18 protein-coding genes and 2 pseudogenes are annotated in these 24,315 nt (G+C 71.0%); 15 read left to right on the top strand and 5 right to left on the bottom strand.

Translation table 11 applies throughout. The features are described 5' to 3' along the window. Positions 1 to 284 precede the first annotated feature (284 nt). Positions 285 to 1,136: pseudogene (locus tag ACIQWG_RS34470) on the bottom strand (aldo/keto reductase); the annotation flags it as partial. 87 nt (positions 1,137 to 1,223) lie between these two features. Here ACIQWG_RS34470 and ACIQWG_RS34465 point away from each other — a divergent pair. Next, positions 1,224 to 2,873, top strand: a complete 1,650-nt coding sequence (locus tag ACIQWG_RS34465; RefSeq protein WP_404102893.1) for a recombinase family protein — start codon at positions 1,224 to 1,226, stop codon at positions 2,871 to 2,873. Positions 2,874 to 3,252: 379 nt separating this feature from the next. After that, positions 3,253 to 4,242: an aldo/keto reductase gene (locus tag ACIQWG_RS34460; protein ID WP_404102890.1), complete on the top strand. Its 990-nt coding sequence runs from the start codon at positions 3,253 to 3,255 to the stop codon at positions 4,240 to 4,242. Between the two features lie 210 nt (positions 4,243 to 4,452). Here ACIQWG_RS34460 and ACIQWG_RS34455 read toward each other — a convergent pair whose 3' ends face one another. Continuing rightward, positions 4,453 to 5,466, bottom strand: coding sequence for a GlxA family transcriptional regulator (locus ACIQWG_RS34455; protein WP_404102887.1), 1,014 nt, complete (start codon positions 5,464 to 5,466; stop codon positions 4,453 to 4,455). Between the two features lie 157 nt (positions 5,467 to 5,623). Between ACIQWG_RS34455 and ACIQWG_RS34450 the strand changes: the two genes are divergently transcribed. The 4 genes and pseudogenes from ACIQWG_RS34450 to ACIQWG_RS34435 all read left to right on the top strand — a co-directional run. Continuing rightward, complete coding sequence (locus tag ACIQWG_RS34450) at positions 5,624 to 6,202, top strand: isochorismatase family protein (protein ID WP_404102884.1); 579 nt, start codon at positions 5,624 to 5,626, stop codon at positions 6,200 to 6,202. 1 nt (position 6,203) lies between these two features. Continuing rightward, complete coding sequence (locus ACIQWG_RS34445; RefSeq protein WP_404102881.1) at positions 6,204 to 6,917, top strand: isochorismatase family protein; 714 nt, start codon at positions 6,204 to 6,206, stop codon at positions 6,915 to 6,917. A gap of 179 nt (positions 6,918 to 7,096) precedes the next feature. After that, the gene (locus ACIQWG_RS34440; RefSeq protein WP_404102878.1) at positions 7,097 to 8,242 is read left to right on the top strand and encodes a hypothetical protein; all 1,146 of its coding nucleotides are present in this window, start codon (positions 7,097 to 7,099) and stop codon (positions 8,240 to 8,242) included. A 37-nt stretch (positions 8,243 to 8,279) separates the two neighbouring features. Next, positions 8,280 to 9,299 (top strand): annotated as a pseudogene (locus tag ACIQWG_RS34435) (MFS transporter); the annotation flags it as partial. Between the two features lie 145 nt (positions 9,300 to 9,444). Here ACIQWG_RS34435 and ACIQWG_RS34430 read toward each other — a convergent pair. Beyond that, a complete protein-coding gene (locus tag ACIQWG_RS34430) occupies positions 9,445 to 10,122 on the bottom strand; it encodes a GDSL-type esterase/lipase family protein (protein ID WP_404102875.1) in 678 nt (225 codons plus the stop codon). Positions 10,123 to 10,220: 98 nt separating this feature from the next. Here ACIQWG_RS34430 and ACIQWG_RS34425 point away from each other — a divergent pair, with 98 nt between their 5' ends. From ACIQWG_RS34425 to ACIQWG_RS34415, 3 genes are all read left to right on the top strand, one after another. Next, entirely contained in the window at positions 10,221 to 11,189 is a 969-nt protein-coding gene (locus ACIQWG_RS34425; protein ID WP_404102872.1) for a WD40 repeat domain-containing protein, read from the top strand. 85 nt (positions 11,190 to 11,274) lie between these two features. Further along, complete coding sequence (locus ACIQWG_RS34420; RefSeq protein WP_404102868.1) at positions 11,275 to 11,826, top strand: hypothetical protein; 552 nt, start codon at positions 11,275 to 11,277, stop codon at positions 11,824 to 11,826. A 56-nt stretch (positions 11,827 to 11,882) separates the two neighbouring features. Then, positions 11,883 to 12,017, top strand: coding sequence for a hypothetical protein (locus tag ACIQWG_RS34415; protein WP_404103532.1), 135 nt, complete (start codon positions 11,883 to 11,885; stop codon positions 12,015 to 12,017). 73 nt (positions 12,018 to 12,090) lie between these two features. Here the strand turns inward: ACIQWG_RS34415 and serC are convergent, their stop codons facing one another. Further along, positions 12,091 to 13,209 (bottom strand): phosphoserine transaminase, encoded by a 1,119-nt coding sequence (serC, locus tag ACIQWG_RS34410; protein ID WP_404102865.1) that lies wholly within the window; start codon positions 13,207 to 13,209, stop codon positions 12,091 to 12,093. A 160-nt stretch (positions 13,210 to 13,369) separates the two neighbouring features. Here serC and ACIQWG_RS34405 point away from each other — a divergent pair, with 160 nt between their 5' ends. The 3 genes from ACIQWG_RS34405 to ACIQWG_RS34395 all read left to right on the top strand — a co-directional run bounded on the left by ACIQWG_RS34405 (position 13,370) and on the right by ACIQWG_RS34395 (position 18,883). Next, positions 13,370 to 16,255 (top strand): FAD-binding and (Fe-S)-binding domain-containing protein, encoded by a 2,886-nt coding sequence (locus ACIQWG_RS34405; protein WP_404102862.1) that lies wholly within the window; start codon positions 13,370 to 13,372, stop codon positions 16,253 to 16,255. A 363-nt stretch (positions 16,256 to 16,618) separates the two neighbouring features. Then, entirely contained in the window at positions 16,619 to 17,752 is a 1,134-nt protein-coding gene (locus ACIQWG_RS34400; protein ID WP_404102859.1) for a lipid II:glycine glycyltransferase FemX, read from the top strand. 177 nt (positions 17,753 to 17,929) lie between these two features. Next, positions 17,930 to 18,883: an EamA family transporter gene (locus ACIQWG_RS34395; RefSeq protein ID WP_404102856.1), complete on the top strand. Its 954-nt coding sequence runs from the start codon at positions 17,930 to 17,932 to the stop codon at positions 18,881 to 18,883. Positions 18,884 to 18,974: 91 nt separating this feature from the next. On the opposite strand, the gene ACIQWG_RS34390 is transcribed toward ACIQWG_RS34395, so the two are convergent. Beyond that, positions 18,975 to 19,892: a hypothetical protein gene (locus tag ACIQWG_RS34390; RefSeq protein WP_404102853.1), complete on the bottom strand. Its 918-nt coding sequence runs from the start codon at positions 19,890 to 19,892 to the stop codon at positions 18,975 to 18,977. Between the two features lie 333 nt (positions 19,893 to 20,225). Between ACIQWG_RS34390 and ACIQWG_RS34385 the strand changes: the two genes are divergently transcribed. From ACIQWG_RS34385 to ACIQWG_RS34375, 3 genes are read left to right on the top strand one after another with little or no spacing between them, the layout of a single operon-like run. Next, the gene (locus ACIQWG_RS34385) at positions 20,226 to 21,020 is read left to right on the top strand and encodes a TIGR03084 family metal-binding protein (RefSeq protein WP_404102851.1); all 795 of its coding nucleotides are present in this window, start codon (positions 20,226 to 20,228) and stop codon (positions 21,018 to 21,020) included. Then, positions 21,017 to 22,720: an acyclic terpene utilization AtuA family protein gene (locus tag ACIQWG_RS34380; protein WP_404102848.1), complete on the top strand. Its 1,704-nt coding sequence runs from the start codon at positions 21,017 to 21,019 to the stop codon at positions 22,718 to 22,720. Before ACIQWG_RS34385 ends, ACIQWG_RS34380 begins: the two co-directional genes overlap by 4 nt. Continuing rightward, positions 22,717 to 24,315, top strand: coding sequence for an acyl-CoA carboxylase subunit beta (locus ACIQWG_RS34375; RefSeq protein WP_404102845.1), 1,599 nt, complete (start codon positions 22,717 to 22,719; stop codon positions 24,313 to 24,315). The genes ACIQWG_RS34380 and ACIQWG_RS34375 overlap by 4 nt, the downstream gene beginning before the upstream one ends.

The raw sequence follows: 24,315 nt of genomic DNA, 5'->3' as shown, positions 1-24,315 counted from the left end.
TCCGGGCCGGTCGGCAGTTCCTTGGGCGGCTTTGGTTCGGCGGCGCATGGTGTGGGGCTAAATCAGAGCCGTGAGTGGCCGGGGCGGAGGCCTGCATTGCCGCATCCTTCCCGACGGTGCTGCTGCCAGGCACGCCTCCCGAGGCGGCCCCGGGCTGGAGGCGTGCCGTGCCGCGCCCTTCCGACGGCGCCGCTTCCGGGCCCACGCCCCCCGAGACGGCCCCGGGCCGGAGGCGGTGGCTCCCGGCCCGGGCCGTAGTCGCCCGGTTGCGGCACTGGTGGCCGCTACCAGGCGAAGGCCTCCGGAGACGGTCCCGGGCCGGGGAAGATCTCGTCCAGCTCGGTCAGCAGGTCCTCGCTCAGTTCCAGTTCCGTCGCTCGCAGTGCCGACTCCAGTTGGTCGGCCGTGCGGGGGCCGACGATCGGGCCGGTGACGCCGGGGCGGGTGAGGAGCCAGGCCAGGGCTGCCTCGCCGGGTTCCAGGCCGTGCTTGTCGAGGAGGTCCTCGTAGGCCTGGATCTTCCCGCGCAAGGCGGGGTCGGCGAGGGAGTCGGCGGCTCGGCCGGAGGCGCGGCGGCCGGTCTCGGCCTGTTTCTTGAGGACGCCGCCGAGCAGTCCGCCGTGCAGCGGCGACCACGGGATGACGCCGAGGCCGTACTCCCGCGCGGCCGGGATGACCTCCATCTCGGCGCGGCGCTCGCAGAGGTGGTACAGGCACTGCTCGCTGACCAGGCCGATGGTGCCGGCGCGGCGGGCGGCGGTCTCGTTGGCCTGGGCGATCTTGTAGCCGGGGAAGTTGGAGGATCCGACGTAGAGGATCTTCCCCTGCTGGACCAGGACGTCGATGGCCTGCCAGATCTCTTCGAAAGACGTGGCGCGGTCGATGTGGTGGAACTGGTAGACGTCGATGTGGTCGGTCCGCAGCCGCTTCAGCGACGCGTCCACGGCCCGGCGGATGTTCAGCGCCGACAGTTTGTCGTGGTTGGGCCACGCCTCGCCGTCGGCGGCCATGTTGCCGTACACCTTGGTGGCGAGGACGACCTTGTCGCGCCGCTCGCCGCCCTTGGCGAACCAGTTGCCGATGATCTCCTCGGTACGGCCCTTGTTCTCGCCCCAGCCGTACACGTTGGCAGTGTCTAAAGATCAATTTTAACGCCATGATCCGAACCACATACCGTCATCTCTTGTGTGCGATGCGTGACGCAGGGGAGAGGGAGAACGAGCATGGCGAGAGTTCTGGGCGTGGTCCGTCTGTCGAGGGTGTCGGACGAGACCACATCGCCGGAGCGTCAGCGTCGGTCCATCCAGCGATGGGCCGATCAGGAGGGGCACGTCGTCGTGGGGTGGGTGGAGGACATCGACGTGTCCGGCGGGGTCGAGCCGTGGAAGCGTCCGGAGTTCGGCAAGTGGCTCCCCTCGACCATCGGGAAGGAGGTCAGCGCGATCGAGCACCGGATCGCGGTGGAGGAGTCGCGCGCCGACGAGTACGACATCCTCTGCGCGCTGAAGATCGACCGTCTCTCGCGACGCGTGCTCCACGTGCACACCCTCCTGGAGTGGTGCGAGAAGAACGGCAAGGAGGTCGCCACCGTCGAGGACGGGATCAACCTCAACACGCAGATGGGGAAGCTCCTCCTCAGCCTGATCGCGTCCTTCGCGGAAGGGGAGCTCGAAGCCATCAAGGCGCGGGCCAAGTCCTCGTACAACCACCTGGTGAAGGAGGGGCGCTGGCGCGGCGGCCGCACTCCGTACGGTTACCGGGAGGAGAAACAGGAGACCGGCGACGGATGGAAGCTCGTCCCGGACGACTACGGGACCGACACGGCCGGGACGCTCCGTGAGATCGTCCGCCGTCTCATCGCGGGCGAGTCGGCGAACAGCATCGCGCAGTGGCTCAACGAGGACGTGTCGAAGACCCCGACGTCACTCGACGCCCAGATGATCCGTAACGGCAAGACCCCAAAGGACAGCCGCTGGACCGCCGCGAACACGGCCAAGGTCGTACGTTCCCGCTGCATCCTGGGGCAGATGGAGGTGTCCGAGGAGGTGATGGTCGACGGGGAGAAGACGACACGACGCCGGGTTGTCCGGGACGCGGACGGCCAGCCCCTCCAGCGCGCGGAGCCTCTGATCACGCACGAGGAATGGGAGTTGGCCAACAAGAAGCTGGACGAGAACACCAGCAAGCGCAACGGCAACCGCAAGGGTGGGTCGCCCTTGCTCCAGGTCGCGTTCTGTACGTGTGGGGAGCCGGCGTATCTCGCCCCCGGCCGTAACTGGCCCTACTACCGCTGCGCCTCCCGTACCACGCACAAGCCGTGTCCGACCGGAAGCAAAGGCATCGCGGCGCACACGCTGGAGGACGCCGTGGGAAAGGCGTTCCTCCTCGCTGCCGGGGACGTCGAGATCGTCCGGAAGGTCTTCCGGCCGGGCGTGGACTACACGCGCGACATCGAGGAAGCGAACCGCGCCCTGTCGGACCTGAGGGAGGACCGCGAGGCGGGCCTCTACTCCAGTGAGCTGGGCAAGCAGGAGTACCGGGAGGCGTACAAGCGGTTGGACGCGCGACGTGAACAGCTCATCGCGCAGCCCACGCGCCCGGACACCTGGGAGGAGATCCCGACAGGAGAGACCTACCGGGAACGGTGGAGCACGTTGTCGACCCAGCACGAAAAGGGCAGGGAGCTACGCGCCGCAGGGGTCAAGGCCGTCATCCATGCCGAGCCGATTCCCGGGATGACCGCCGCGCAGCTCATGGCTCCCGATGGCCATGACGGGATGTGGCAACACCCAGTCGGGAGGGTTCAGGTTCTGATCCCCATGGACTTCAAGCAGCGTCTGCGCAACGTGGCGGCGCTCCACAGCGAAGGCTGACCGACAACTGCATCCGACGAGGAGGGCCCTGTGGTCGGGGCCCTCCTGCGCGTTTGTAGGCTGCCCGGCAGGTTGCCGCCGTCGCTCCCGACCGCAAGAGACCGAGTCCAGGCCAGATGCATTGGGCGCCCAACCTGTGAAGCGCCGTACCTCCCGCACGGCACCCCTGCGAAGAGGGGAGACGCATGTCCCGCCGTCCTGCGGGGTCACCGGCGCACCCTCGTGCGCCTCACAGGAAAAAGCCGCGAACCAGTGGCCATCAGCTTCGGTCATGACCGCCCGTGGGGCGGAGTCTCCCAGCGCGAATACCAGCGCAAGGCGCAGGACGGAACCTGATGCCCTTGCCTGGAGCGGACTCGAAGAAGTTGGCTTGTGGCCCATGAAGTACACCCAGCTCGGACGCACCGGACTCAAGGTCAGCCGACTCGTTCTCGGCACGATGAACTTCGGTCCGCAGACAGACGAATCAACCAGCCACGGCATCATGGACGCCGCTCTCGGAGCGGGTCTGAACTTTCTGGACACGGCCAACGTCTATGGGTGGGGTGAGAACAAGGGCCGCACCGAGGAGATCATCGGTACTTGGTTCGCCCAGGGTGGCGGGCGGCGCGACAAGGTCGTCCTCGCCACCAAGGTGTACGGGAACATGGCGGGCGACGGGGACGTCTGGCCCAACCACGACAAGCTCTCCGCGGTGAACATCCGTCGGGCCGTCGACGCCTCCCTCAAGCGGCTTCAGACGGACTACATCGACCTCTACCAGTTCCATCACATCGACCGGGCGACGCCGTTCGAGGAGATCTGGCAGGCGATCGACGTCCTGGTCCAGCAGGGTAAGATCCTCTACGCGGGGTCGTCCAACTTCCCCGGCTACAAGATCGCCCAGGCCAACGAGACCGCCGCCCGGCACGGCCGCATGGGCCTGGTCAGCGAGCAGTGCCTCTACAACCTTGCTGAGCGCCGCGCCGAGATGGAGGTCATCCCGGCCGCGCAGGACTACGGCCTCGGTGTCATCCCCTGGTCGCCGCTGCACGGCGGACTGCTCGGCGGCGTCCTTAAGAAGGAGGCCACACAGGGGCGCCGGGCGAGCGGCCGCGCTGCCGACGCGCTCAAGGACACCAAGACACGCGAGCAGATCCAGGCGTACGAGAACCTCCTCGACAAGCACGGCCTGGAGCCCGGTGAAGCGGCGCTCGCCTGGCTGCTGACCCGCCCCGGCGTCACCGGCCCGATCGTCGGCCCCCGCACGCAGGAGCAGCTGGACTCGGCGCTGCGCGCCCTGGAGCTGGAGCTGAGCGAGGAGCTGCTGACGTCTCTGGACGAGGTCTTCCCCGGTCCCGGACCGTCTCCTGAAGCCTTCGCATGGTGAGGTAGCGGGTCTGTGTCGGAGCCGTCGCCTTCTGCTTGCGTTCGAGGCGAGTTGGAGGCGGCGGCTTCGCCGTTTCAACTCGGGGTCCGCAGGAGCGGTGAGCGTCAGCGATGCGCTGCTGTGGAATCTGGTGTCAAAATTGCTGGTTGGCGCGGACCAGCCGGCCGACCTTGAGTCCCGTGCGTCCGAGCTAGCGACGTGGAGTGCGCTCTAGGCAAGAGATCCCGGCGAGCCGCCCCGGCCGCGCGCTCTCGCGCGGTACTCGCTCGGTGTCGTGGCGAGGCGGCGGTGGAAGGCGCGGATCAGGGTGTCGACGGTGCCGAAGCCGCATACGGAGGCGATCCGTTCCAGGGTGTCGTCGGTCGTCTCCAGCAGGTTGCCGGCCATCTCGACCCGCGCCGACTCGATGTAGGCGTGCGGTGTGGTGTCCAGCTCGGTCTTGAAGATGCGGGTGAGCTGCCGGTCGCTGACATGGGCGTACGCCGCCAGGTCCGCGACGGTCAGGCGCTCGGCGATGTGGTTGTGGACGTACAGCCGGAGGTCCTCGATCCGCCGCGTGGGGGACACCCGCTCCAGCGGCACGCTGAACTGGGACTGCCCGCCGGGCCGCTTCAGGTACATGACCAGCTGGCGGGCCACGCGCAGCGCGACCCGCTCACCGAAGTCCTCCGCGACCAGGGCGAGGGAGAGGTCGAGGCAGGCGCTGATCCCGGCGCCGGTCCACACCTCGCCGGCCTCGCGGATGAAGATCGGATCGGGGTCGACCCGGACCGCCGGATGGTCGTCGGCGAGGCGCTGGGCGGTCGACCAGTGCGTGGTCGCGCGCCGGCCGTCGAGGAGGCCGGCCGCGGCGAGGAGGTGCGCGCCCACGCACACCGAGGTCACGCGTCTGGCGCGGGTGGCCAGCGCCTTCACCCGGGCCACGGTGCCGGGCTCCACGATGGGGTGGATACGGCCCTCGGCGTCCACCTCCACGGAGCCCGGCACCAGCAGCGTGTCGATCGCCCGCTCGCCGACCTCCTGGAACGTGGCGTCGGGCAGGATCCGCACCCCGGCCGCCGTCCGCACCGGCTCCAACGTCTCGGCGGCCAGGACGACTTCGTAGCCCACGCCCTTCGAGGTCTCGCGCGGGACGAGGGAGAACACCTCCGGCGGGCCGGTGACGTCGAGCAGGTCGACGCCCTCGAACAGCACGATCACGATCAACCGGTTCACGGTCCCCACCGGTAACCCCCTGTTTCACTCCCCGACATGGGTGTCGGTTTCTGCACATAGCGCGTCATTGCCGACGCGCCCGTTCCGGCCATAGCGTCGCATGTGCGTTCAACAAGATGTTGAACCTTGTCGAAGCTACTCAACTCCCGGAACCTGGAGGGGATCTGTGACCAGCAAGACGCTGCGCGAACTCGGCGGGGCCGACACCACCCCCGCGGCCCTCGCGTCCTCGACGCTCGTCCTCGTCGACTACCAGAACACCTACACCCGCGGTGCGATGGAACTCGACGGCTGGCGGCCCGCGCTGGAAGCGGCGGCGGACCTGCTCGCCCGTGCCCGCGCCGCCGGGGCCGAGGTCATCCACGTCCAGCACGACGGCGGCGAGGGCTCGGCCTACGACATCCGCGCCGAGATCGGCGAGATCCACCCCTCCGTGGCGCCTGCCGACGGCGAGGCCGTGGTGGTCAAGCAGGCCCCGGACGCCTTCCACGGCACCGAACTGGGCACGCTCGTCGACGAGGCCGGCCACGACACGCTGATCATCGCCGGGTTCATGACCCACATGTGCATCGCCTACACCTCGGCGTCCGCGGCCCTGCGCGGCAACCAGCCCACCGTCCCGGCGGACGCCTGCGCCACCCGGTCGATCGTGGACGTGTCCGCCGACGAACTGCACCGCGCCGGGCTGGCCGCGATCGCCGACGCGTACGGGGTCGTCGTCGGCTCCGTGAAGGAGCTGGGCTGAAGTGAGCGGCTTCTCCCGCCGGGGGATGCTCAAGACGGGCGGCGCGGCCGTCGTGGGCGGCGCCGCGGTCTTCGGCGTCACCCGCCTCGGCGACACACCGGCGCAGGCGGCGGACGCGGACACCTCGGGCACGACGACCCTGCGCAGGCTCAACGGCCTTGCGGACAAGCCGGCTTCGCTCGCCTCCGCCACGCTGATCATGGTCGACTACCAGAACACCTACACCCGCGGTGTGATGGAGCTGACCGGCTGGCAGAAGGCCCTGGACGCCGCCGCCGCACTGCTGAACGCGGCCCGGGAGGCGGGTGGCGAGGTCATCCACATCGTCAACGACGGCGGGACGGGCACCCCGTACGACATCCGCCGTCCGATCGGCCGGATCCACGACCGGGTCAAGCCGGCCGAGGGCGAGCCGACCGTGGTGAAGAAGGCGCCCAACGCCTTCGTGAACACCGAACTGGGCGGGCTCGTCGACCGGGCGGGCAACGAGAACCTGGTCATCGCCGGGTTCATGACGCACATGTGCGTGACGTTCACCGCCGAGGGCGCGTTCCTGCGCGGCAACAAGCCCACCGTGGTCGCCGACGCCTGCGCCACCCGGCCGCTGCCCTCGGTCGGCGGCGGGCTGTCCGCCGGCCAGATCCACGAGAGCGCGCTGGCGACCATCGCCGACCTGTACGGCGTCGTCGTGCCCTCGCACACGGCGCTGCGCTAGGGCCTAGTCCCCGCGGTCTCCCTCTCCGGCCTCCCTCCAGCCCCACGCTGCCGGAGAGGGACCGCATTGCTCCCCGCGTCCCGGCCGCCCCGCGCGGCTCCCGGCGGGTCTGTTCCCCCCACGCCACCGCTCCCCACGGCGGGAACACCTGACGACCGATTCGTTACGGAGAGCAACTCATGGCAACACGCCGGACCTTCATCGGCGGGGCGAGCGGCATCGGCGCCGCGACGTTCCTCGGACACACGGCCGCCGCGCCGCAGACGGCATCCGCGCTCGACGCGGTGCCCGCCGTCGAGGCGGTGAGCACCCAGACCGCCGCCCGGGACACCATCCGCGCGGTGAACGCGGCCATGCGCGCCAACTACGCGGCGCTCAAGGCCGACCTGGTCAAGAACCTCGGGCCGGTCATCATCGTGCAGAACGACGCCAAGGGCGGCACCTTCACCCTCGTCCACCAGGGCCAGCGGTACGTCGAGCACCCCGTGGCCGAGGAGTTCGAGCTGGCGAAGTCCATCGCCCATGTGCCGCTCGGCATCTACTCGACGCTCGCGGAGTACCTGTCGGACAAGGTCCCCAACGTCGGCAACGCCGACCGGATCGACGCCCACGACCTCGACATGGTGGCGATGAAGGGGCCCGCCACGGACGCCTGGATCACGCCGCTGCAAGCCTTCGCGGACAAGCTGACCACCGCGAGGAACAGCCTCGCCGCGGCGAACCTGCCGACGGCCCTGCGCAACTCCTGCGCGAAGATCCTCGACGAGGCTCTCACTTTCATCGCCGACTCCGTCCGCGTCCGCGCGTTCGACATCGCCTCGTTCCAGCGCTTCGCGGCGCGCGTCTATCCGGCGATCCGGGTGAACATGACGTACGCCGCCGACGCGCAGATCTCCGGCGTGCAGCGGCTGTGCCGCAAGTGGCGGGCACAGATCGGCGAGGCCGCGTGGGCCGACCTGTACACGGTGGTGCTGTCGATCTGGACGACGTCGGTGCTCAACCAGGCGGAGATCATCATCAAGCCGATGATGAACCAGAAGAAGGTCGACACCCACCTGATCGACATCCCCACGGCCCAGCTGCCGACCGACCCGATCGGGGTGGCCCTGGACAACCTGGCGCGGATCGTCCAGGACAACATCGCCGCCGAGCTGGTCTTCGTCTCCGACACCAAGGTCGCCGACGCCCTCAAGGGCAAGGAGGACCTGCTGTCCGACGAGATCCTCAAGCAGCTCGGCACGCCCGCCACGGCCGGCGCCACCGGCGTCGCCTTCCGCACCGCGGGCCGGGCGAAGTGCCCGGTCAATCACAGCGTGAGCATCTGACAGGTCACGGAGAACAGGGAACAACGGGGGAACGCACGTGACCACCAGGCTGTGGCTGGTCGTCGGCCTGATTCTGCTCGCCGTCAATCTCCGCGCGGCGATCACCGGGATGCCGCCGCTGATCGGGGAGGTACAAGAAGCGCTCGCCCTGTCCGGCGCCCAGGTCAGCGTGCTGGCCGCGTTACCCGTGCTGTGCCTGGGCGCCTTCGCGTGGCTCGCGCCCCGTCTGTCCCGCCGGCTCGGCACGGCGGCCGCCGTCCGGGTCGCCGTCGCGCTGGTGGGGCTCGGCGCCGCCGTGCGGGCGGTTCCCCGGCCGGCGGCTCTCTTCGCCGGGACGGTGCTGTCCGGCGCCGGCATCGCCGTCGGGAACGTGCTGCTGCCCGCGGTCGTCAAGGACCACTTCGGCCGGCGGATCGGCTTCTTCACCGGCCTCGCCATGACCCTCATGGCCGTTTCCGGCGCCCTCGCCGCCGCGGTCGCGGTGCCGCTGAGCACCGCGACCGGCTGGCAGGTCGCCCTCGCGGTGTGGGCCGTGCCGGCCGTGCTGGCGGCGGGGGTGTGGGGACTGCCGGCCACGACGGGAGCGGACGGCGGGCGGCCCGGCGCGACGCCGAGGCCGACGGAGGGATCGCTGCTGCGCTGCCCGCTCGCCTGGTCGGTGTCGGCGTTCCTCGGGCTGGTGTCGCTGATGTTCTACGTGCTGGTGGCCTGGCTGCCGGCGATCATGCGGGCAGCCGGCTACCCGGCCGCCCAGGCCGGGCTGATGATGTCGGTGATGCTGACCATCGGCATCCCGCTCGCCTTCGTCGTCCCCCTGGCGGCGGCCCGCATGCGAGGTCAGCGGCTCCTGGTGCTGGCCGTGATCGTGACGAAGGCGATCTCGCTCGCGGGTCTGCTGCTCGCCCCGGCGCTGGGCTGGGTGTGGGTGTGCCTGCTCGGCGCGGCGACCGGCAGCGCCTTCCCGCTGGCCATCACGCTGCTGGGGCTGCGTACGGAGGGCGCGCGGACCGCCGCCGACCTGTCGGGGATGGCGCAGACGACGGGCTATCTGCTGGCCGGACTCGGCCCGTTGGCCATGGGAGTGCTGCACGAAGCCACCGACGGCTGGCAGGTGCCCCTGGCCGTCCTGATCGCCCTGCTGGTCCCGGAGACCGTCGCGGGGCTCTTCGCGGCGCGCCCCGGCCATGTGCGGCCGCGCGGCGTCAGACGTCGTCGTAGGGCTCGCCCAGCCCCCACGCCTGGTACATCGCCGTCGCGAACGCCCCCGCGATCTTGCGCTCGCCGCTCGCGTTCGGGTGTGTGCCGTCGTACGTGTCGAGATGGATGTCGTACGACTCGGGCGGCGACGCCGGCAGCAGCGGGGAGCGGGGCTCGTCCAGGTCCGCCACCGTCTTCGCCAGCAGCTCGTTGAAGCGGGCGACCTCGGCGGCGAAGAGCGGGTCGGACTCGGCGCGCACGTTCGGGATCACCGGCAGGACGACCATCCGGATCCGCGCGTTGGCCTCCCGCGCGCCGGCCACGAACCCCCGTACGTTCTGTGCCGTCTGCTCGGCGTCCGTGTAGAAGCCCAGGTCGATCAGGCCCAGCGACACCAGCAGCACGTCGGCTCGGTACGACCGCACCGCCTCGCCGATCAGCGGCGCCATGTGCAGCCAGCCCTCGCCCCAGCCGGCCAGGTGGGCGCGGGGGAAGTCAGGGTCGGCGTACTCGTACGACGTGGGGGCGTCGGTCGCCTTGTCGTGCAGCGTCTCGCGCGGTCCGACGAGGGCGAAGGGGCCGCCGTACGTCTCGCGCAGGTGCTGCCACATGCGGTAGCGCCATGTGTGTTCGCCGGCGCTGCCGATGGTCATGGAGTCGCCGACGGGCATGAACCTGAGCATCCGCTCATGATGGACGATCGCTCCCGGTGGTAGTGCCCGGCGAGGTGTGAAGCCTGCCACCTCGCCCGAACGGCCGCGGCGGATGGCAGGCTTGGGGCATGCGCCGACCGCTCACCCTCCTCGCCGGGATCCTGCTCGTGGGCACCTGTGCCCTGCCCGCCTCCGCCGCCGACGGCGACGAGGACTTCACGATCAAGGACCCGCGCATCACGGAGTCCAGCGGCCTGGCCGCCTCGCGACAGCACCCGGGCATCTACTGGACGCACAACGACCAGGACACGGGTGCCTACCTCTACGCCGTGGACAGCGCCACCGGCGAGACGGTCGCGAGGATCACCCTCACGGGCGTGGGCACCCCGCGGGATGTGGAGGCGATCTCCATGGGCCCGGACAACGAACTGTGGGTCGGCGACATCGGCGACAACGACGGCGTGCAGTGGCCTTACGTCTGGCTCTACCGCCTCCCCGAGCCCAAGAACCTCAAGGATCAGACGATCCGTGCCACGCAGTACGTGGTGAAGTACTCCGACGGCACCCGCGACGCCGAGTCGATGGCCGTGCACCCCAAGACCGGCCGCGTGTACATCATCGACAAGCACGAGGAGGGCGGGCACCTGTACGAGGGCCCGGCCGAACTCTCCTCCTCCGGCACGAACGTCTTCAAGCCCACCACCCCGATCGACCTGTGGGCCACCGAGGCCGCCTTCTCCCCGGACGGCCGCACGCTCGCCGTACGCGGATACCTCGGCGGCATCGCGTACACCTGGAACGACGGCAAGCCCGAACGCCTGGAACGCATCAGCGTCCCCCTCGGTCAGGGAGAGTCCGCCAGCTACTCCGCCGACGGCGGCAAACTCATGCTCGGCATGGAGGGGGCGGGCAGCAGGGTGGTGGCGGAGGACGCGCCCGGGGGCGCGGGGGCGTCCGACTCGCCTTCCGGGAGCGGCAGCAGTTCGACCTCCTCGCAGGACGACGGCCCCGAGGCCAACCTCAAGGTGGGCGCGGTCGTCGCGGTGGTCGCGTGCGTCGTGCTGTTCGGGATGCGGCGGCTGCTGCGCCGGAGGTGACGGCTAGGGTGAATGATCTCGGACAAGAACAGACCGGGATCTGAAGGCTGTTGGAGCACAGGGAGACGCGCGGCATGGTGACCGGATGAAGCGCGTCCTCGGCTGGATGTGCGGCACCGTCCTCGGCCTCGTCACGGCCTTCTGGTTCGTCACCGCGACCGCCGACCTCGCGTTGTCGGCCGGGATCTACGGCACTCCCGGCACGTACGAGGTGGAGACCTGCCACGACACCGACAACAGCCGCAAGAACTCCGACTACGACTGCTACGGCGACTTCACCCCCGAAGGCGGCACCGCCGCCGACGCCGTCTACGTGCACCTGAAGGGCACGGGACACGACTACCCGGACGGCTACGAGTTCGGCGCGCGACAGGGCATCGAGCCGCAGACGATCCAGCGGACCGGTTTCTGGGGTTTCGTGGGTGAGCTCTGGCAGGTCGCGGTGTGTGTGGTGATCCTCGCGGTGCTGGCGTACCAGGCGATCAAGCCACGGCACGAGTCCCGGCACGAGTCCCGGCACAACCGGGAGCCCTCGCGCCGCCGGCGGGTGGCCGACCGGGTGGGGTACGCCGTCGTGTTCGCGATCCCCGTGGGTCTGCTGAGCCTGATCGCCGACGTCGCGGAGCCGACGCCTTAGGGCACCCCCGACTGGACGGACGGCTTACGGCGCCGGTTCGTTTCCGTCGTCTTGAAGTGACGGCCGCTCAGCCCTTTGCCGCCCGCCGGTCCACGATGACCTGGAGCCCGATGGCGGGGGTGTGGCCGGTGATCCTGACGGCGATCTTCCTGCCGCTGGCCGTACGCAGGTTCCACAAGCTCAGTCGGTGAAGGAGCGGGACACACGCGAAGGGCGCCAGGCGGTGATCCGCCGGGCGCCCTTCCCATGCTGCGTCAGCTGCGGTTACAGCTTCTCGATCACGTAGTCGACGCACTTCGTCAGTGCCTCGATGTCCGCCGGGTCGACCGCCGGGAACATCGCGACGCGGAGCTGGTTGCGGCCGAGCTTGCGGTAAGGCTCGGTGTCCACGATGCCGTTGGCGCGCAGGACCTTGGCGACGGCGGCGGCGTCGATCTCGTCCGTGAAGTCGATCGTGCCGATGACCTGCGAGCGCTTGGCCGGGTCGGTGACGAACGGGTTGGCGTACTTGATGTCCTCGGCCCAGCCGTACAGGGTGCGCGCGGAGGTGGCGGTGCGGCGGACCGCCCAGTCCAGGCCGCCCTGGCCGTTGATCCACTCCAGCTGCTGGTTGAGCAGGAACAGGGTGGCGAGGGCCGGGGTGTTGTACGTCTGGTTCTTGCGGGAGTTGTCGATCGCCGTGGGGAGCGAGAAGAACTCCGGGACGTGGCGGCCGGACGCGTGGATACGCTCGGCGCGCTCGATCGCGGCCGGGGAGAAGACGCCGATCCACAGGCCGCCGTCGGAGGCGAAGGACTTCTGCGGGGCGAAGTAGTAGACGTCCGTCTCGGAGACGTCGACCGGGAGGCCGCCGGCGCCGGAGGTGGCGTCGACCAGCACCAGCGCGCCCTCGTCGGCGCCCGCGACGCGCTTGATCGGCATGGCGACACCGGTGGACGTCTCGTTGTGGGTGAAGGCGTACACGTCGACGCCGGACTGGGCGACCGGCTCCGGGTGGGTGCCGGGCTCGCTGGTGATGACGTCCGGCTCGGCGAGCCACGGGGCAAGCTTGGCGGCCTTGGCGAACTTGGAGCTGAACTCGCCGAACGTGAGGTGCTGCGACTTGTTCTCGATCAGGCCGTGCGTCGCGATGTCCCAGAACGCCGTCGAACCGCCGTTGCCCAGGACGACCTCGTAGCCGTCGGGCAGCTGGAACAGCTCGCGGATGCCCTCGCGCACCTGGCCGACCAGGTTCTTGACCGGGGCCTGGCGGTGGGAGGTGCCCATGAGGGAGGTACCGGTCGCGGCCAGCGCGTCCAGCGCTTCCGTCCGCACCTTGGAGGGGCCCGCGCCGAAACGTCCGTCGGCGGGCTTGATGTCAGCGGGAATCTGGATCTCAGCCACGGTGGGAGCGTAGCCGTTTCGGGAAACCTTGGTGAAACCTCGTCCGTCGGGTGAGACGGGGTCGCCGTGGCCGTGAGCTGGGGGACGCCGCCCCCAGACTCCGCTTCGGCGCCGAACGGGCCCTGTCCTCAAACGCCGGACCGGCTGATTGGGTGGACACATGTCGGAACTCGAGGCGGAGCTGCGCAAGGCCGTCCGCGGTGAGGTCGCGTTCGATGTGACCGCCCGGGCGTTGACGACGATGGACGCGTCCAACTACCGACGCGTCCCGCTGGGTGTGGTGGCACCACATGACGCCGATGACGTCGCGGCGGTACTGGAGGTGTGCCGGGACCACATGGTGCCGGTCGTGGCACGCGGCGGCGGCACCTCCATCGCCGGACAGGCCACCGGTACCGGGGTCGTCCTGGACTTCACCCGCCACATGAACCGGCTGGTCTCCCTGGACCCGGACACCCGCACCGCCGTCGTCCAGCCCGGCCTCGTCCTCGACCGCCTCCAGGAGGCCGCCGCCCCGCACGGGCTCCGCTTCGGACCCGACCCCTCCACCCACAGCCGCTGCACCCTCGGCGGAATGATCGGCAACAACTCCTGCGGCTCCCACTCGGTGGCCTGGGGGACGACCGCCGACAGCGTGCGGGAGCTGGACGTGATCAGCGGAGGCGGGCAACGGCTGCGGCTCGGGCAGGGGTGGGCCGGTGCGCCGCGCGGGCTGCGGGAGGTGGTGGACGGGGAGTTGGCCCGGCTGCGGACCGGCTTTCCCGAACTGCCCCGCCGTATCTCCGGGTACGCGCTCGACGCGCTGCTGCCCGAGAGGGACGCCGACGTCGCCCGTTCCTTCTGCGGCAGCGAGGGCACGCTCGGCATCCTCACCGAGGCGGCCGTACGGCTCGTCGAGGCGCCACGCGCGCGTGCGCTCGCCGTGCTGGCGTACGCCGACGAGAACGCCGCGGCGGAGGCGGCGGCCGGGCTGCTGCCGTACGGGCCGCTGACCGTGGAGGGCATGGCGGCCGACCTGGTGCCCTCGGCGGACGTGCTGCCCAGGGGCGGGGCCTGGCTGTTCGTGGAGACGGGCGGGGAGAGCGAGCGGGAGGCACGCGCGCGTGCCGAGGTCATCGTGCGGGCCGCCGACGTCGTCGACGCCGTGGTCGTCACCGATCCGGGGCGGCAACGGGCCCTGTGGCGCATCCGCGAGGACGCGAGCGGTACGGCGACCCGGATGCCCGACGGCAGCGAGGCCTGGCCGGGGTGGGAGGACTGTGCCGTACCGCCGGCGCGGCTCGGGGCGTATCTGCGGGACTTCCGGTCGCTGCTGACCGCGCACGGGCTGCGCGGGACGCCGTACGGGCACTTCGGGGACGGCTGTATCCACGTCCGTATCGACTTCGATCTGCTGACCGAGGCCGGCGTCGGCCGCTTCCGGCGCTTCTCCGAGGAACTCGCCGAGGTGGTCGTGGCCCACGGGGGCTCGCTGTCCGGGGAGCACGGCGACGGACAGGCACGCGCCGAGCTGCTGCCGAAGATGTACGGCGACGAGATGGTCCGGCTCTTCGAACGCGCCAAGGGCGTCTGGGACCCGGACGATCTGCTCAACCCGGGGATGCTGGTGCGACCCGCACCCCTGGACTCCGGCCTCCGTTTCTCCGTGCTGCCCCGCGAGCCGGTGGACGTGGTCTTCGGCTACCCGGCCGACGGCGGTGACTTCTCGGCCGCCGTACGCCGCTGCGTCGGGGTCGCCAAGTGCCGTACGACGTCGGCCACCGGGCCCGCCGTCATGTGCCCGTCCTTCCGCGCGACCGGTGCCGAGGAGCACTCCACGCGCGGGCGCGCGCGGCTGCTGCACGAGATGCTCGCCGGGGAACTGGTGACCGACGGCTGGCGGTCGACCGAGGTGCGCGACGCGCTCGATCTGTGCCTGGCCTGCAAGGGCTGCCGGTCCGACTGCCCGGTCGAGGTCGACATGGCCACCTACAAGGCGGAGTTCCTGCACCACCACTACGAGGGGCGGCGGCGCCCGGCCGCCCACCTGAGCATGGGCCGGCTGCCGCAGTGGCTGCGCATCGTGGCACGCACGCGTACCGCGCCACTGGTCAACACGCTCGCCCGGGTACGGCCGTTGGCGTGGGCCGCGAAGCGACTCGGCGGGATCGCGCCGGAACGTGGGATTCCGCGGCTGGCGACACGGACGTTCAGCCGGTGGTGGGAGCGGCGGGAGCGGGCCGGGGACGGTGAGCTGGTCATCCTGTGGCCGGATACCTTCACCGAGCACCTCTCGCCGTCCGTCGGGCAGGCGGCCGTACGCGTGCTGGAGGCGGCCGGGCTGCGGGTGGCGCTGCCGCCGACGCTGCGGCTGCGGACGCCGGCGGGGGGTGAGGGGGTGACCGTGGCGATGGATCCGCTGTCCGTCCTGCGGGGCCGGGAGCGGGTCTGCTGCGGGCTGACGTACGTCTCCACGGGCCAGCTCGACCGCGCCCGCGCGGTGCTGCGGCGCACGCTCGACCTGATGGCGCCGGTGCTGGAGACGGCCGCCCCGGTCGTGGTCCTGGAGCCGAGCTGTGCGGCGGCGCTGCGCTCGGACCTGCCGGAGCTGCTGCACGACGATCCGCGGGCCCGCCGCCTCGCCGACCGCGTGCTGACCTTCGCCGAGGCGCTGGAGCGGCTCGCCCCGGACTGGACGCCGCCCGGCGTGGACCGGCCGGCGGTCGGGCAGACCCACTGCCACCAGCACGCGGTCCTGGGCGACACGGCCGACCGGCGGCTGCGCGAGGCCGCGGGGATGTCGGGGGAGCTGAGCGGCGGCTGTTGCGGTCTCGCGGGCAACTTCGGTTTCGAGAAGGGGCACTTCGGGGTGTCGGTGGCGTGCGCGGAGGAGCAGTTGCTGCCGGCGGTGCGCGAGGCGGGGGAGAGCGCGGTGGTGCTCGCCGACGGGTACTCCTGCCGGACGCAGCTGGAGCAGCTGACGGGAGTGCGGGGGCGGCATCTGGCGGAGGTGCTGGCGGACGGGTTGGCGGACGGTCTGGTGGACGGGCTGGAGTCGGGTGGCTGACGGTCGCGACGGGGCCGACCTCGGGAGGGGGCGGCGGGCTGCGGCTCCGGGGGCGGCCACCGGGCTTCGGCTCCGGGGGCGGCCACCGGGCTTCGGCTCCGGGGGCGGCCACCGGGCTTCGGCTCCGAGGGCGGCCACCGGGCTTCGGCTCCGAGAGCGGCCACCGGGCTTCGGCTCCGAGGGCGGCCCCCGGGTTGCGGCGCTGCGAACCGCCACCGGGCTGTGGCTCTGCGAACGACTACTGGGCTGCGGCTTCGAACGGCCACCAGGGTGAGGCTCCGCGACCAGGACATCTCGGTCCGCTTCGGACAGGAGGCCGCTTCGTAGGCTGGCCGGACCGGTCAGCAGCAAGGAGCCCCGCCCGTGACCCAGCCGCCCCTGCGCCTGAAGCCCCTCACCCGCGATGAGCACCTCGCCTTCGTCGCGTCCCGCCCGTCCGCCAGCCACACCCAGCTCCCCTCCTGGGGCGAGGTGAAGCCCGACTGGACGGCGGAGAGCCTGGGCTGGTTCGACGGCGAGGGGCGACCGGTCGGGGCGGGGCTCGTGCTGTACCGCCCGCTGCCGAAGCTGAAGAGGTACCTGGCGTATCTGCCCGAGGGGCCGTTGCTCGACTGGCACGCGCCCGACCTCGTCGAGCGCTGGCTGGAGCCGATGCTCGCGTACCTCAAGGGCCAGGGCGCCTTCTCCGTGAAGATGGGCCCGCCCGTCGTCACGCGGCGCTGGAGCCCCGACGCGGTGAAGGCGGCCATCGCCGATCCGGCGGCGCGGCGACTGGGGGACGCGGAGCCGACGTCGTACGAACCCGGCGCCCAGGACATCGCCGAACGGCTGCGGCGCTCCGGCTGGCGGCAGGCCGAGCCGGGCGGCGAGGACGGCTTCGCGGCCGGTCAGCCGAGGTATGTCTGCCAGGTGCCGTTCGCCGGCCGGACGCTGGAGGACATCCAGAGCGGCCTCAACCAGCAGTGGCGGCGCAACATCAAGAAGGCCGAGAAGGCGGGCGTGAAGGTCGTGCAGGGCGGCTACGACGACCTGCCCGTCTTCTACGACCTGTACGCCGAGACCGCCGAGCGGGACCGTTTCATCCCGCGTCCGCTGCCCTACTTCCGGCGCATGTGGACCGCCCTCACCGCCGAGCACCCCGACCGTATGCGGCTCTACCTCGCCCACCACGACGGCGACACCCTCGCCGCCGCCACGATGATCACCGTCGGCACCCACGTCTGGTACTCCTACGGCGCCTCCACCAGCCGCAGGCGCGAGGTCCAGCCCAACAACGCCATGCAGTGGCGCATGATGGCCGACGCCCATGAACTCGGCGCCGCCGTCTACGACTTCCGCGGCATCACCGACACCCTGGAGGAGTCCGACCACCTGCTGGGCCTGCTGCGCTTCAAGGTGGGCGCGGGCGGTGAGGCCGTCGAGTACCTGGGGGAGTGGGACTTCCCGCTCAACCGGATGCTGCACAAGGCGCTGGAGCTGTACATGGCGCGGCGCTAGCAGGCCCGGCGCTAGCAGGCCCGGTCAGGAGACCGCAGCTCACGGAGCCGCCCCGTCCACACTCTGGGACAGTGGCATAACGGGTTCACACACCTGACGAGGTCTACTACCCTGGACTTGGAAGTGCAGCATGATGCACGAAGGCAACTGAAGCCGAATCAAGCCCTGGAAACGCCCGTGAGTACCCCTGACACCACCGCCACGCCCTCAGCGACCCCTTCCTGGGCCGATCCCGAGCCGACGGCCGGTAACGGTGCTCCGCGGCGCTGGGGAGCCTTCGGCCCGGTGGGCCTGGTGCTGGCCGGCGGGATCTCGGTGCAGTTCGGCGGCGCGCTCGCGGTGAGCCTGATGCCGCGCGCCGGCGCGCTCGGCGTGGTGGCGCTGCGGCTCCTGGTGGCGGCGGTCGTCCTGCTGGTGATCTGCCGCCCCCGGCTGCGCGGCCACTCCCGTACCGACTGGAGCACGGTGATCGTCTTCGGCATCACCATGGCCGCGATGAACGGCCTCTTCTACCAGTCGGTCGCCCGCATCCCCCTGGGCCCCGCGGTCACCCTGGAGGTCCTCGGCCCGCTCGCCCTCTCCGTCCTGTCGTCCCGCCGCGCCGTCAACTTCGTCTGGGCCGGATTCGCCCTCGCCGGTGTCTTCCTCCTCGGCGGCGGAGGCTTCGCGAGCCTCGACCCCATAGGTGTCGCCTTTGCCCTGGGTGCCGGCGCCATGTGGGCGGCCTACATAATCTTCAGCGCTCGCACGGGCCGACGCTTCCCCCAGGCCGACGGGCTCGCGCTCGCGATGGCGGTGGGGGCCGTACTGTTCCTGCCCCTCGGTCTCGTCGAGTCGGGCACGAAGCTCGCCGACCCGGTGACCCTCGCCCTGGGCGCGGCCGTGGCGATCCTCTCCTCGGTCCTGCCCTACACCCTCGAACTCCTCGCCCTGCGCCGCCTGCCCGCGGCGACCTTCGCCATCCTGATGAGCCTGGAACCGGCCGTCGCCGCCACAGCCGGTTTCCTCGTCCTCGACCAGGCCCTCTCCGCCGTACAGGCCCTGGCCATCGCCCTGGTCATCGCGGCGAGCATGGGGGCGGTGCGGACTCAGGTGGGGCGGGGAAAGGTGAAGGCCGCGGAGCCCGTGTAGTCCTGCGCGTCGTGCGTGTGGCCTGGGAGCTGCTGAGCTTTCTCCGCGCGCTCCCGGGCTGTCACGCCGCCCGCCGGTGCCGCCGGTGGTTTCAAGCCGAGGGTCCGGGGACCGGAGTCGCCTCGCGCATCAGCAGATCGCGTACGACCAGGCCGTGCCGGGAGCGCAGCCGGCCGAGCTCCCACAGGCCCACCGCGGTCACCGAGACGGGGGCGCCGAGCATCAACAGGATGCGGACCGGGGCCGGCACGCCCGCGTAGGCGTCCGTGAACAGGTCGATCAGGGCCATCTCCCACACCAGTGCCATGGCCAGCAGCGGCGGCATCGTCTCGTGGATGTCGGCGGTGCGGAAGACGTGGACGAGGGCCAGGCCGATCCCCCAGACGATGAACGGCAGCACCCACACGAGGATGAACAGGATGGTGGTGTAGGTGACCACCGCCATCACCGGGTTGGTCGCGAAACGGCCCTCGACGAATCCGGTGAGCACGGTGGCCGGGAACACGAACACCGCGGCGATGAGGGCCACCATCGCGCCGAAGCACTTGGCGGCCCGGCGCAGCAACTCCCGCCGGGCCGTCGCCGGGACCAGGGCGAGCAGAACACCCACGGCGACCGGGAACGTCACGGACAGCACCAGGACGCTGATCCAGGACTGGTCGGCGCGCGTCTCGACGGCGTCCCCGATGGAGCTCGCGATCTTGTAGGTGATCGACATCCAGACCACCGCACCCAGTCCCACCCAGGTGCGGACCTTCTGCATCCGGGCCACCACCGGGTCCTGGACGATGCCCGGCCTGGACGGCTTGAACACCCTGCGCGCGGTGTGGAGGGGGCCGAACCTCCGCCACAGCCGCGCGAAGGGGCCCGCAGCGGGCTGCGGAAGCGGCGGGTACGGCGGCTGCGGGTGCGGCGGCTGAGGGTGCGGCGGGTACGGCGGCTGCGGCGTGTAAGGGTGCGGGACCTGGGGCGGATACGGCTGCTGCCCGCCCGGATTCCAGTTGCTCATCCGTTTGTCTCCCCCGATATGAGCGATGCGTGTGATCGACACGAGTGATCGGTGCGTGTGATCGACGCTTGTGATCGGTGCGTGTGATGGATGCGTTGCCGGTGCGACGACGCGACCGCCGAGTGTATTGACGGCACGCCGCACCGACACCCTTCCCACCGTGCGCGCTTCCCAAGTGGCCCGGCACGCTCACATCTGGACGCTCACCTCCGCACGCTCACCCCATTTAATGCAAGCACGCTTGCTTGTTTTCTCTCGCGCTGCCATGCTCCTCACCACGCATCACGCCGCACCACGACGCCGCACACCGCCGTGCCCCGAGGGGAGCGCACCGTGTCCGATCCGACGCCCGTGTTCGACGATCTGCGCGAGGAGAGCGAGGAACTCGACCGGCTCGTAGCCGGATTGAGCCCCGAGCAGTGGGCGCTCGCCACTCCGGCGCCAGGCTGGAGCGTCGCCCACCAGATCGCGCACCTCGCGTGGACGGACCACTCGGCACTGCTGGCCGTGACCGACGTGGAGGCGTTCCACACGTTGGTGGAGAAGGCGCTGACGACGCCGGGGTCCTTCGTCGACGAGGGAGCGGAGGAGGGCGCCCGGCGCCCGCCCGCCGAGTTGCTGGCGCGGTGGCGTGAGGGGAGGGCCGCGCTCGACGCGGCGTTGCGGGCCTCGCCGCGCGGCGCGAAGTTCCCCTGGTACGGCCCTCCTATGTCGGCCGCCTCTATGGCCACGGCCCGACTTATGGAGACCTGGGCCCACGGGATGGATGTCGCCGAGGCGCTGGGTGTGGTGCGCGCACCCACGGACCGGCTCAGGCATGTGGTGTGGATCGGGGTGCGGACGAGGGACTTCGCCTTCGGTGTGCACGGACTCCCGGCGCCGCCGGACGCGTTCCGCATCGAACTCGAAGCCCCGTCCGGTGAGATGTGGACGTACGGCCCCGAGGACGCATTCGAGCGGGTCACCGGCCCGGCGCTCGACTTCTGCCTCCTGGTCACCCAGCGTGCCCACCGCTCCGACCTCGCCCTGCGTGCCGAAGGCCCCGACGCCGACCGCTGGTTCGACATCGCCCAGGTGTTCGCGGGACCGCCCGGCGAGGGGCGCGCGCCGAAGGGGGCCGACAAGTGACGTCCGCTTCCCGTCCGCTGCGGATCGGCAACGCCTCCGGCTTCTACGGCGACCGCTTCGACGCCATGCGCGAGATGCTCACCGGCGGCGAACTGGACGTCCTCACCGGTGACTACCTCGCCGAGCTGACCATGCTGATCCTCGGCCGCGACCGGCTGAAGGACCCCGCCGCCGGTTACGCCCGCACCTTCCTGCGGCAGCTGGAGGAGTGCCTCGGCCTCGCGCAGGAGCGGGGCGTCCGGATCGTCGCCAACGCCGGCGGCCTCAACCCGGCCGGACTGGCCGACGCCGTACGGCAGTTGGCGGACCGGCTCGGCGTTCCCGTCCGGGTCGCCCATGTCGAGGGCGACGACCTGACCGCCGCCCACCCCGGCGCTCTGGCCGCACACGCCTACCTCGGCGGCTTCGGCATCGCCGCCTGCCTGCGGGAGGGCGCGGACATCGTCGTCACCGGGCGGGTCACGGACGCGGCCCTGGTCACCGGACCCGCCGCCGCCCACTTCGGGTGGGGGCCCGGCGACCACGACCGGCTCGCGGGAGCTGTGGTCGCCGGACATGTGCTGGAGTGCGGGGCACAGGCGACCGGCGGCAACTACGCCTTCTTCCACGAGTTCCACCGGAGCGGCGGCGACCTGCGCCGCCCCGGCTTCCCGCTCGCCGAACTCCACGAGGACGGCACCTGCGTCATCACCAAGCACCCCGGCACCGGCGGCTTCGTCGACGTCGGCACGGTCACCGCCCAACTGCTGTACGAGACGGGCGGCGCCCGGTATCCGGGACCGGACGTCACCGCCCGCCTGGACACCGTACGGCTGACCGAGGACGGCCCCGATCGCGTCCGTGTCGAGGGTGTGCGCGGCGAGGCCCCGCCCCCCACCCTCAAGGTCGGCGTCAACCGTCTCGGCGGCTTCCGCAGCGAGGTCGCCTTCGTGCTCACCGGCCTCGACATCGAGGCCAAGGCCGCGCTGGTGCGGGAGCAGATGTCGGACGCGCTGGCCAAGTCGCCGCCCGCCGAGGCCCGTTGGGACCTGGTCCGCACGGACCGGCCCGACGCCCCGACCGAGGAACAGGCGAGCGCGCTGCTGCGGCTGGTCGTGCGTGACCGGGATCCGGACGCCGTCGGACGGGCACTGAGCGGCGCGGCCGTGGAGCTGGCCCTCGCCAGTTACCCCGGCTTCCATGTGCTGGCGCCACCCGGAAAGGGCTCGCCCTATGGGGTCTTCGAGGATGTGTACGTCCCCCATGGTGCCGTCGACCATGTGGCCGTCCTCTATGACGGACGCCGTATCCCTGTGTCGCCGGCCCACGACACCGCCGTACTCGACGACGTACCCGAACCACCGCTGCCCCAGCCACTTCCGCAAGGCCCCACCAGGCGCGCCCCCCTCGGCCTCGTCGCGGGTGCCCGCAGCGGCGACAAGGGCGGCAACGCCAATGTCGGTGTGTGGGCGCGGACGGACGAGGCGTGGCGCTGGCTCGCGCACGAGCTCACGGTCGAGCGGTTCCAGGAGCTGCTTCCCGAGAGCCGTCAGCTGAAGGTCACCCGGCACCCCCTCCCCAACCTCCGCGCCCTCAACTTCGTCGTCGAGGGCATCCTCGGCGAGGGCGTCGCCGCCCAGCACCGCTTCGACCCGCAGGCCAAGGCACTCGGCGAATGGCTGCGCAGCCGCCACCTCGACATCCCGGAGATCCTGCTGTGACCGTCCTCGCCTCTTCCCTGGACCCGAAGAGCCCCGAACACACGGCCAATCGCGAGGCCATGCTCGCCAAGCTCGCCGCACTCGACACCGAGCACGCCAAGGCCCTCGCGGGCGGCGGGGAGAAGTACGTCGAACGGCATCGGGGGCGCGGCAAGCTGCTCGCCCGCGAGCGCATCGAACTGCTCCTCGACCCCGACACGCCGTTCCTGGAGCTGTCCCCGCTGGCCGCCTGGGGCAGCGACTACGGGGTCGGCGCGTCCCTCGTCACCGGCATCGGCACGGTCGAGGGCGTGGAGTGCCTGATCACCGCCAACGACCCCACCGTGCGCGGCGGCGCGAGCAACCCCTGGTCGCTGAAGAAGGCTCTGCGCGCGAACGACATCGCGCTCGCCAATCGGCTGCCGGTCGTCAACCTCGTCGAGTCGGGCGGCGCGGACCTGCCGTCCCAGAAGGAGATCTTCATCCCCGGAGGCGCCATCTTCCGGGACCTGACACGGCTGTCCGCGGCCGGGATCCCCACCGTCGCGGTCGTCTTCGGCAACTCGACGGCCGGCGGCGCGTACGTGCCCGGCATGTCCGACCACGTGATCATGGTCAAGGAGCGCGCCAAGGTGTTCCTCGGCGGGCCACCCCTGGTGAAGATGGCCACCGGTGAGGAGAGCGACGACGAGTCGCTGGGCGGCGCGGAGATGCACGCGCGCGTGTCGGGTCTCGCCGACTACTTCGCCGTCGACGAACCGGACGCGCTGCGGCAGGCCAGGCGTGTGGTCGCCCGCCTCAACCACCGCAAGGCGTACGGCGATCCGGGCCCGGCCGAGCCGCCCAAGTACGACGCCGACGACCTGCTCGGCATCGTCCCGGGCGATCTGCGCACCCCCTTCGACCCGCGCGAGGTCGTCGCCCGGATCGTGGACGCCTCCGACTTCGACGAGTTCAAGCCGATGTACGGCACCAGCCTGACCACCGGCTGGGCGGCCCTGCACGGCTATCCGATCGGCGTGCTGGCGAACGCGCAGGGGGTTCTGTTCAGCGAGGAGTCCCAGAAGGCGGCCCAGTTCATCCAGCTCGCCAACCAGCGCGACATCCCGCTGCTCTTCCTGCACAACACCACCGGCTACATGGTGGGCAGCCAGTACGAGCAGGGCGGCATCATCAAGCACGGCGCGATGATGATCAACGCGGTCAGCAACAGCCGCGTGCCCCATCTGTCCGTCCTCATCGGCGCGTCCTACGGCGCCGGCCACTACGGCATGTGCGGCCGCGCCTACGACCCCCGTTTCCTGTTCGCCTGGCCCAGCGCCAAGTCGGCCGTCATGGGCCCCCAGCAGCTCGCCGGTGTCCTCTCGATCGTCGCCCGGCAGTCGGCGGTCGCGAAGGGGCAGCCGTACGACGAGGAGGCCGACGCCGCGCTGCGCGCCATGGTGGAGCAGCAGATCGAGTCGGAGTCACTGCCCATGTTCCTGTCCGGGCGGCTGTACGACGACGGCGTCATCGATCCGCGCGACACCCGGACCGTCCTCGGCATGTGCCTGTCCGCCATCCACACGGCGCCCTACGAGGGCGCGCGCGGTGGCTTCGGCGTCTTCCGGATGTGA

This window comes from Streptomyces sp. NPDC098781 (genome assembly GCF_044759995.1).
Classification (GTDB): domain Bacteria; phylum Actinomycetota; class Actinomycetes; order Streptomycetales; family Streptomycetaceae; genus Streptomyces.
The sequence above is the reverse complement of the archived record's forward strand: the minus strand, read 5'-3'. Positions and strand labels throughout refer to the sequence as shown.

What these genes read in the sequence shown, in the direction of transcription:
- ACIQWG_RS34425 (WP_404102872.1), top strand. Translation starts at nt 10,221, where the DNA reads ATGCGCCGACCGCTCACCCTCCTCGCCGGGATCCTGCTCGTGGGCACC.
- ACIQWG_RS34420 (WP_404102868.1), top strand. Translation starts at nt 11,275, where the DNA reads ATGAAGCGCGTCCTCGGCTGGATGTGCGGCACCGTCCTCGGCCTCGTC.
- ACIQWG_RS34430 (WP_404102875.1), bottom strand. Translation starts at nt 10,122, where the DNA reads ATGCTCAGGTTCATGCCCGTCGGCGACTCCATGACCATCGGCAGCGCC.
- ACIQWG_RS34390 (WP_404102853.1), bottom strand. Translation starts at nt 19,892, where the DNA reads ATGAGCAACTGGAATCCGGGCGGGCAGCAGCCGTATCCGCCCCAGGTC.
- ACIQWG_RS34405 (WP_404102862.1), top strand. Translation starts at nt 13,370, where the DNA reads ATGTCGGAACTCGAGGCGGAGCTGCGCAAGGCCGTCCGCGGTGAGGTC.
- ACIQWG_RS34465 (WP_404102893.1), top strand. Translation starts at nt 1,224, where the DNA reads ATGGCGAGAGTTCTGGGCGTGGTCCGTCTGTCGAGGGTGTCGGACGAG.
- ACIQWG_RS34460 (WP_404102890.1), top strand. Translation starts at nt 3,253, where the DNA reads ATGAAGTACACCCAGCTCGGACGCACCGGACTCAAGGTCAGCCGACTC.
- ACIQWG_RS34440 (WP_404102878.1), top strand. Translation starts at nt 7,097, where the DNA reads ATGGCAACACGCCGGACCTTCATCGGCGGGGCGAGCGGCATCGGCGCC.